Origin of the sequence: Sphingomonas parapaucimobilis NBRC 15100 (genome assembly GCF_000787715.1) — a bacterium.
Classification (GTDB): Bacteria; Pseudomonadota; Alphaproteobacteria; order Sphingomonadales; family Sphingomonadaceae; genus Sphingomonas; species Sphingomonas parapaucimobilis.
This window is the reverse complement of sequence record NZ_BBPI01000014.1, coordinates 1-9260: the sequence shown is the minus strand read 5'-3', so window position 1 is coordinate 9260 and position 9260 is coordinate 1. Positions and strand designations below refer to the sequence as shown.

Annotated in this window: 5 protein-coding genes; 1 reads left to right on the top strand and 4 read right to left on the bottom strand. The window is 65.7% G+C overall.

Translation table 11 applies throughout. From position 1 onward, the window contains the following. Positions 1 to 63 precede the first annotated feature (63 nt). The 4 genes from SP5_RS02665 to SP5_RS02650 all read right to left on the bottom strand — a co-directional run bounded on the left by SP5_RS02665 (position 64) and on the right by SP5_RS02650 (position 6401). On the bottom strand, positions 64 to 1614 hold the full coding sequence (locus tag SP5_RS02665) for a glycoside hydrolase family 43 protein (RefSeq protein WP_042483716.1): 1551 nt from the start codon (positions 1612 to 1614) through the stop codon (positions 64 to 66). Next, positions 1611 to 3278, bottom strand: a complete 1668-nt coding sequence (locus tag SP5_RS02660) for a glycoside hydrolase family 43 protein (RefSeq protein ID WP_042483712.1) — start codon at positions 3276 to 3278, stop codon at positions 1611 to 1613. Before SP5_RS02660 ends, SP5_RS02665 begins: the two co-directional genes overlap by 4 nt. After that, complete coding sequence (locus SP5_RS02655) at positions 3275 to 4408, bottom strand: endo-1,4-beta-xylanase (RefSeq protein WP_042483709.1); 1134 nt, start codon at positions 4406 to 4408, stop codon at positions 3275 to 3277. The genes SP5_RS02660 and SP5_RS02655 overlap by 4 nt, the downstream gene beginning before the upstream one ends. Before the next feature lie 82 nt (positions 4409 to 4490). Then, positions 4491 to 6401 carry an NPCBM/NEW2 domain-containing protein gene (locus SP5_RS02650; RefSeq protein WP_042483707.1) on the bottom strand — a complete coding sequence of 637 codons (1911 nt, stop codon included), beginning with the start codon at positions 6399 to 6401 and terminating at the stop codon, positions 4491 to 4493. 159 nt (positions 6402 to 6560) lie between these two features. Here SP5_RS02650 and SP5_RS02645 point away from each other — a divergent pair, with 159 nt between their 5' ends. After that, positions 6561 to 9221 (top strand): glycoside hydrolase family 3 C-terminal domain-containing protein, encoded by a 2661-nt coding sequence (locus SP5_RS02645; protein ID WP_042483705.1) that lies wholly within the window; start codon positions 6561 to 6563, stop codon positions 9219 to 9221. The last annotated feature ends 39 nt before the right edge of the window (positions 9222 to 9260 follow it).

The window sequence follows — 9260 nt, the reverse complement described above, 5'->3', positions numbered from 1 at the left end:
ATGGTGGGATGTATGGCCTTCCCCTCGCTCCGTTCAGCCTGAGCAAAGTCGAAGGCCAAGGCATTACCGCCCCGACAGCGTAAAGCTGTCCACATCCATCCACCCGCCCTTCGGTCCCGGATTGTAGCAGAACAGCGCATATTGCTGCCCCTGGAACGTCCCCGTCCGCCAGTCGAAGGCGAGTGGGAAGTCCCCGCCCAGAGCCTGCCAGTCCCGCCCGTCGACGCTATAGGCGACACTCGCGCGGTCGGTCTTGAAGTCCATGTCCGTGCGCAGGAACAGCTGGCTTGCCGTCACGGGCCGGGCATCAACGCGAAGATCGGTCTTCTGCGTCGTGCCCTTTTCGGCGGCGACGTCCTCGATCACCCGCATGGTCAGGGTCAGTCGCCCGTCGCCACCCCGCCCGATAACGATATGGCCGCTATATTTGCCGAAGGTGCCGAAGCCGCACTGGTCTCCGCTACGGATATGCGTCGTGTCGATCGCCACCGCCCCCCGGCTGAACGGCCCTTGCCCCTTTTGCAGCAAGGTGTTGCGCGCGCTCCACAAGGCGGGGGCCTGCCCCGCACGCAGCCGCATCCAGCCCGGCCGCTCGGTCAGCGACCAGTCGCTGGCGACGGGATTGTGGTTCCACTGCCATTGCAGGCCCAGCGTCCGCGCGGAGAAGTCGTCCGAGGCGGGCAGGGTGCTGACCTTCTGGCCCTGGATCGGCTTGGTCGCGGTGGCAGGGACGCGGCCCGGCGCGTCCGGCGTGCCCCAGACCGGCCAGCCGTCTTTCCAGAACATGGGGCTGATATTGGTCATCCGGCCGACCGCGCCCGCATCGACCATGACGAAGCCATAATCGGTGCCGTCGGGCAGGTCGACGATCGCGCCCTGATGGCCGCCGGTCTTGTCGTCGATCTGGTCACGCGTCTCCCATGGCCCGAACAGGCTTTTTGCGCGCGACACGGTCATGCCCAGCCGCCGGGGAATGGCGTTGAACATGTAGTAATAATCGCCGCGCTTGACGAGCTTCGAACCCTCCGCGCCCTTGTTGTAATAGACGACGCGCTTGTCGGTCACGGTGCGCAGGTCATGGTCCAGGCTAAGAAGTGTGTTGGTGCCGTCCGAGCCGACCGAAGTCATGATATAGGCGCTGCCATCGGTGTCGAAGAACAGGCCCGGATCGAAGGCGGCTTCGCCGATCCGGTTCATTTCCCAGGGACCGCGAATATCCTTCGAGCGATAGATACGCGTCTTCTCGCCCACCGGCGTCACCGCGATGTAGAAGACGCCGTTTCGGTAGCGCAGACTGGGCGCGAAAATGCCCTTCCGATATGCGCCGCCGTCCTTCAGATCATATTGCGGCAGGCCCTCCAGCCGGTCGATGACATGGCCGACGAAGCGCCAGTTCACCAGATCGCGCGAGGTCATGATGGTCAGGCCGGGCACGTTCGCGAAGGTCGTGGTGATGAAGTAGAAATCGCTACCGACCCGGATGATGTCGGGATCGGGATAATCGGCATAGAGCGGCGGATTGGCATAGGTGCCGTTGCCGCGATCCGACTGCCAGACCTGCGCTCCGGCCAAAGCGGGCAGGGCGGCCAGCAACGCGAGGGGAAACCCCCTCATCGCGGCGTGTACATATAGGGGCCGATCACGGTCCCGACGAACCCGCCCGCGCGCGCGGTGCTGAGGAAGCGGGTGTCGAGATCGTTTTTCAGCGTCGCGCGCTGGCCGCCGCTCTCATAGTCGAAAGCCATCGTCCCGCCCTTGGCGTGGAGGGTCAGCGTCACCGGCCCCTTGGGCGCAAAGGGGGCGGAGGCGATGAGCGTCTCCGGCGCCGTCTCGTCGCGCGTGTTCTTCCCCTCCCGCTTGTAGAGCGCGATGCGGGGCTGGCCGTCGATGCGGGTCAGGCCGAAGAACAGATAGGCATAGTCGTTCTGCATCGCGACCAGCCCGGCGCGGGCGCCGTCCATGCTGGGCATGAAGCGCAGAGTGGTCGAGACATCGGCGATGGCATGTTGCTGTCGCCGCCCGACAAAGCCCGGCACGCCCTGCCGGTCGCCCAGCGCATCGCCGCCCTTCATCGTCAGCGCGCCGTTCGCGACCGAATAGAAGGGCGCCTTGGGCGTCCGCACACCGATCCATTGCATCGCCAGCCGGTTGCCGTCGAACTCGTCGGTATAGCCGAAATCGCCGCTGGTCGGCAGCTTGGGCGCGGGCGATGAGGGCAGGTTCGGGACCTTGTGGGTCCAGGGCACCGTCTTGCCATGCTCGAGAATGATCGGCCAGCCGTCCTTCCAGGTCACGGGCAGCAGGAAGGTCTCGCGCCCGATATTATAATAGTCGTCGGCATAGGGCCGCGTCGCCAGGAAGGTCGCCCACCAGTCGCCATTCTGCGTCTGGACCAGCTCGGCATGGCCCGCCGCGCTGATCGGATGCGGGCGCTTGGGATCGAGATCGCGCTGGGTCAGGATCGGGTTGTTCGCAAAGGGCACATAGGGGCCGCGAAGCTCCTTCGAGCGCAGCACGACCTGCGAGTGATTGACGCTGGTGCCCCCTTCGGCGGCGGTCAGATAATACCAGCCGTCCTTCTTAAAGATATGCGGCCCCTCGATCCAGACGGGCTTTTTGGAAAGGTCGACGCCGCCATTGACCAGCTGCGTGCTCTCGCCGACCATCTTGCCCGCCCGCCAGTCATATTCTTGGATCCAGATGGCGCGGTGGCCGTCATAGCGCGGCGTCTCGTCGGGCGCGCGGTTGTTGACGATATAGGCGTGGTCGCCCTCCCAATAAATGGACGGGTCGATCCCCTCGAAGGGCAGCCAGATCGGGTCGGACCAGGGACCGGCGGGATTCTTGGCGGTGATGACGAAATTGCCCCGGCACTGTACGCAGGTGTTGACGATGTAGAAGGTGCCGTCGTGATGGCTGATGTCGGGCGCGAACACCGCTTCCGATACCGAGCGCCCGGCAAAATCCAGCTGCCCCGGCCGGTCGATCGCATTGCCGATCTGGGTCCAGTGGACGAGGTCGGTCGAATGGAAGATCGGCAGGCCGGGGAAATGCGCGAAGGACGAATTGACGAGATAATAGTCCTTGCCCACCCGCGTCACCGACGGATCGGGATAATAGCCCGAAATGATCGGGTTCAGATACTCGCCCGCTTTCGGCTTCGCCTGCTCGATCGAGCGGCCCTGATAGGTGAAGCGGTCGAAGGTCGCGGTCTGGGCGGACGCCGTGCCCGCCACGGCGAGCGAAAGGGCCAGGGCGGCGAGGGGCAGGCGGATCATGCGACGGACTTTCGGACGGGGGCGGCACGCAGCGCGTCGGCGATGGCGGCGCGCATCGGCTTGGGTTTCAGCGCATCGTCATAGGGCAGGGGGCGCTGCGGCAGGCCATCGGCGCGCGGGGCGAAGCCGTTCAGCCAGCTATGCTTGTCCCACAGACCCCAGCACAGCAGTTGGTCGAGCTGCGGATAGGCCAGCATCATGTCGAGATAGCTTTTGGCGACCGAGGCGACCTGCGCGTCGCGCTGGGCGATGTCCTTCGCCATCTCGCGGTCGTTGATGTCGAATTCGGTGATGAGCAGGCGATAGCCCATCGCCGTGACGCTATCGAGGAAACGCTTCCACTCGGCACGCTGGACTTTCGAGTGGCTGCCGTCATTGCCGAGATGGCTCTGGATGCCGAGCGCATCGACGGGGACGTTTTCCTTGCGGAACCGCTCCAGCAGGCGGAGCACGCCCGCGCGGTGCGTCTCGTTGCCGACCTCCCACGACATGTAATCATTATAGACGCGCTGGGCACGAGGCGCATGTTCGCGCGCGGCTTCATAGGCGATCTTGAACACGTCGAAGCCCAGCGCCTTGTCGAACACAGTGCCCCGAACCTCGCCGGTCTTGGGATCGATCGTCTCGTTGACCACGTCCCAGCTATAGATCTGGTCGCCGAAATGCCCCGCTACGGCGGCGATATAGCGGCGCAGCCATTTTTCCGCGCCGGTCTTCGTCACCGTCTCGGCCAGCGCGGGCGAGATATATTTCTCGTAATTCCAGAGGAGCGTGTGACCGCGCAGCTTCATGCGGTTGTCACGGGCGAACCCGGCGATGCGGTCGGCGGGGCCGAAGTTCAGCCGTTCCGGGTCATTGCCCAGCACATAGACCTTCATCTCGTTTTCGGGGACCAACACCCCGCATTCGCGCGCGACGATCGCGCCGTAGCCCGGATCGTTGATCGGCGACCCTCGGCCCGCATTGATCGCCGTGCCGAACAGGATGCCCTTCTGCGCCGCCAGATCGCGCAGTGACGGCGCACCTTGCGCCCATAGCGAGCTGGGTAGCGCTCCCATCGCTAGGCCGCCTGCGATCCCGGCCAGTTGCTGACGACGCGTCAGCGATGGCCCCTGCCAATTGGGTTTCATCACCCTCTCCCTTATCCTTTGCCGGAACTTTTGCATGGCCTGCGTCAAACGGCAAGGCCATGTAAGTTGGGGCGAATGTTGGTCAGCCGGTCAGGCGCGCATCGGCCCATATGACGGGCAGCGCTGCGTCGGGAGCGCTATCGGCGCGCGTGACCAGCTCGATCAGCTTGCGGCCGCGCACGTCCGCCTCGACGGCCACCGGCGCTTCGTTGAGCGCGACCGGGCGCGAGCGGGTGAGGAGTTTGCCGTCGCCATAAACCTCGAACACCACCCGCCGTCCGCGCGCGGTGGCGGAGTCGTCGATGCCGACCATCGCGTCGAAGCGCGCCTGGCCGCGATTGCGCACCTCCAGCCGCGAATTGGCGAGCACGCCGATCCCGGTGTCATAGACCTTGCCGCCCAGCCGTAGGGGACGGCCGAACGGCGTACGATCGGCCTGCGCGCCACCCCATCCGGCATATTGCGGAAAGTCGCCCGGCCCCTTGCTGCCGCCCCAGGGGCTGAGTTCGTGATGGATGGTCGGATCGCCCTCCGGCGTGGCGATGCCGTCCTCGGCCGGGTTCACGTCGCTGGGGGCCTCGGACAGATAATGGCCGTCCGCCAGACGGTGCGTGCCGGTCACACGGTAGATCAGGGTCTGATGCGGGGCGAGGGTCAGCTTGGTTTCGCCCGAAAACCGGCTCTTCGTGCCGGTCCACAGGTCGGTCATGGCGACATCGCCGCGCAGCTTCAGGTGATCGGCGGTGAGGACCGGCTGCACCGGGGCGGCGGTGCGGTTGAGGATCGCCACCGCCTTGTCGCCATTGGCGAGGCTCTTCACGAAGATCTGAACGTCGTCGGACAGATAGGCGGGCACGGCCTGGTTCGCACCCGCATCCTGATTGAGCGCGATGATCGCCCGGTTGCCCAGCAGCGCCAATTGCTCCGCATTGGCCTTGCGCAAGTCGAAGCCGATCAGCAGCGGCGCATTCATCATCGCCCACATCGCGAAATGCGACCGCGCCTCGGTCATGTGGCTGGCGTCGAACTCGCCCGAGCCGACGAACAACATGTCCGGGTCGTTCCAGGTGTGCGGATGAGCATAGAGCGCACGGCTGGCACTGGTATCGAGGTTGGTCAGCATCCGCGACCAATGGGCGGTGATGTCGTCGCTGGTCCGTGAGACATTGCCGATCTGCTTGCCCCAGCTGCGCACGTCCGCCGATCCCCACAGGCAGAGCGAGAAGAGATAGTCGCCGTCCGGGTTCTCCCGCTTCAAGGCGCTGGCGACATGATCGTAGAGCGCGCGCACCGCGGGGATGTTGGTGCGCGCGAGGGAGTTCATGTCGATCAGCGGCGTCAACTCGCGATAATCGCCCTTGCGGACATGCTCGCTATCCTTGCCCAGCCCGCGAATGCCGCAGCCGTCGACCTTGATATAGTCGAAGCCCCATTCGCGGAAATAGAGCGCGATATCCTGATCGATATGGCCGTACAGCCCGACCTCGCGCTCGGCGATGGTGCCCTCGGGCTGGTTGGCGAAGTTCGGGGTATAGACCTGGCCGCAACTGTTACGCCCGATGTCCGAATAGATCCCCGCCTTGAACCCCATGGCGTGAAGCCGGTCGGTTAGCGGGCGAAAGCTGGTCTGCTGGTTCGGCCCGGCGGCGGCGGAGGGAAATTTGTCCGCGCGGATGACCATGCGGCCATCGGGCTGGCGGCGGCGTAGCCACCAGCCGTCATCGATGTTGATGTAGCGATAGCCCGCCTCGCGAAGGCCCTTGTCTACGATCAGCTTGGCCGAGGCCATGACCTTTTCCTCGTCGACATCGCTGTTGAACGCGTTCCAGCTGTTCCAGCCCATCGGCGGCAGCGCGGCCTGTCCGCCCTGATTGGCGCTCCACCGGCCGGTCGGGGCCAGCGGATCGATCTTGTCCGCCGCCAAGGCTGGTCCGCAAGCCATCCAGGCGATGGTGATAGCGCTCGCGAAAGCCCTTGCGATGATGGGCCGCATGATGATCCTCCCCGTAATGGTCTTTGAGTGATCTTGTCGGACTAAAAGGGGACTGTCCACCGCCCGAGGATGGAAAAGCCGTATGAAAATCGAATGCTGGACGATGACGGCTTTCGTGATACCGTTATCAAAAATAGGGTTTCAGGGGAGTGATTTGGCATGAAGGCATGGCCTGCGGCGTTCCTGTCGGCTCTGGCGCTACCGACCTCCGGCATGGTGCTGGCGCAGCGGCAGGCGGCGGCTGGCCCCGGACAGGCCCAGGCGCTGGCGGCGCGGCTGGTCGGCCGGATGACGACCGACGAAAAGCTCGGCCAGTTGCTCAACACCGCACCCGCCATTCCCCGGCTGGAGGTGCCTGCCTATAACTGGTGGACGGAGTCGCTGCACGGTGCGCTAGGTCCGGTGCCGACGACCAATTTCCCCGAGCCGGTCGGGTTGGCGGCAACCTTCGACGATGCACTGGTCGGCCGCACGGCGCAGGCGATCAGCGCGGAAGTGCGCGGCCTTCACGCGCTGGCACGAACGACGGGGCGGATGGGGCGGATCGGCACCGGACTGGACACCTGGTCGCCCAACATCAACATTTTTCGTGATCCCCGCTGGGGGCGGGGGCAGGAGACGTACGGCGAAGACCCGTATCTGACCGCGAGGATGGGCGTCGCCTTCGTGCGCGGGATGCAGGGCGACGATCCGGCACGGATCGACGTCGTCGCCACGCCCAAACATTATGCGGTGCATAGCGGCCCGGAATCGACCCGGCATGAGGCCAATGTCTATGTTTCGCAGCATGATCTGGTCGATACCTATCTGCCTGCCTTTCGTGCCGCGATCGTCGAGGGCGGGGCGGGTTCGATCATGTGCGCCTATAACCGGATCGACGGCCAGCCCGCCTGCGCCAGCGACCTGTTGCTGAAGGATACTCTGCGCGGGCGCTGGGGCTTTCGCGGCTATGTCGTGTCCGACTGCGACGCGGTGAAGGACATCGCCGCCAACCATCACTACGCCCCCGATGCGGCGAGCGCGGTGGCGGCGGCGATGCGGGCGGGCGTCGACAATGAGTGCAACAATGCGACGCTGACCGACACGGACGGGCTGACCAATCCGTATCGCGAGGCGCTGTCGCGCGGGCTGATCTCGGTCGCCGACATCGACCGCTCGCTGACCCGGTTGTTCGCCGCACGCTATCGCACTGGCGACCTGCCGGGGCTGCGCCCGCTTTCGACCCAGACTAGTTCGCCCCGCGACATCGACACGCCGGCCCACCGCGCGCTGGCGTTGGAGGTCGCGGAGAAGAGCCTCGTCCTCCTCAAGAACAAGGGCATCCTGCCGCTCAAGGCCCATGCGAGGATCGCGGTGATCGGCCCGCTGGGCGATGCGACGCGGGTGTTGCGCGGAAACTATTCGTCCTCGCTGTCGGGGCCGCGGATTTCGGTGGTCGAGGGGCTTCGTCAGGCCATGCCGGGCGCGCAGGTGCGCTATGTGCCCTTTGGCGAAACCTATACGGACGGCGATCCGATCCCGACGACCGCGCTCCAGACCGAAAGCGGCGAGCCGGGCCTGACGGCGCGCTATTACAACGTCGTCGGTCGCATTCCCGACCGCTTCGCCCCCGGCGCGCTGAACGACTGGCTGAAGACCGCCAAATTCGAGGATCGTCCCGTCGTCACCCGCGTCGAGGCCAATGCCGCCTCGCGTAGCCTGGACCTGTCCTCGGTCCGCGACGTGCACCGCGCGGTGTGGACCGGCTATCTCGTGCCACCGGAGACGGGGCGCTACCGGCTGGGCATCGCGGGCTTCAACGGCGCGATGAGTTTTGACGGGCAGCCCTTCGTCGATCTGACCAAGGCGTCGTGGAACAGCCTGCCGACGATGAAGACCGTCACGCTGGAAAAGGGGCGGCGCTACCCGATCACCGTCACGACCGAGGCGCGCATCCTGACCGGCATCAATCTGGTGTGGAAGCGGGTTTCCGACGATCCCGTGGCCGAACTGCGTGCAGCGGCCAAGGCGAGCGACGCGCTGGTCGCTGTCGTCGGCCTGACCTCCGATCTGGAGGCGGAGGAGGCACCGATTGCGGTCCCCGGCTTCAAGGGCGGCGACAAGACGACGCTCGACCTGCCCGCCGACCAGCAGGCGCTGCTCGAACAGGCCAAGGCGACCGGCCGCCCGCTGATCGTCGTGCTGATGAACGGCAGCCCGGTGAACCTCGCCTGGGCCAAGGCGAATGCCGATGCCATTATCGAGGCCTGGTATCCGGGGCAGGCGGGCGGGCTGGCGGTCGGCCATGTCCTGTCGGGCAAGACCAACCCGGCCGGTCGCCTGCCGCTGACCTTCTACCGCTCGGTCGAGGATCTGCCGCCGTTCGGCGACTATGCGATGAAGGGGAGGACCTATCGCTACTTCACGGGCACTCCGGTTTACCCGTTCGGCTATGGCCTGAGCTACACCAGCTTCGCCTATGCGCCGCTGTCGGTGAAGCCCGGTGCGGACGGCAGCATGACCGTCACGACCGAGGTGCGCAACACCGGCCGCCGCGAAGGGGACGAGGTGGCACAGCTCTATCTCAACTTCCCCAGGGTCGAGGGCGCACCGCGTGTCGCCCTGCGCGGGTTTCAGCGGGTGCATCTGGCCCCCGGCGAACGCCGGAGCCTGACCTTCACGCTCAGCCCGCGTGACTTGAGCGCGGTGGACGCCAATGGCCAGCGGCTGGTGATGAAGGGCGATTATCACGCTTCGGTCGGCTCGGGCCAGCCGGACACGGGCGTCCCGGTGCGCAGCGCGCCGTTCCGGATCAATACGGCTACCCCCATCGCGGATTGATCCTCCCCGGCACGGGGAGGGGGACCATGCGTAGCATGG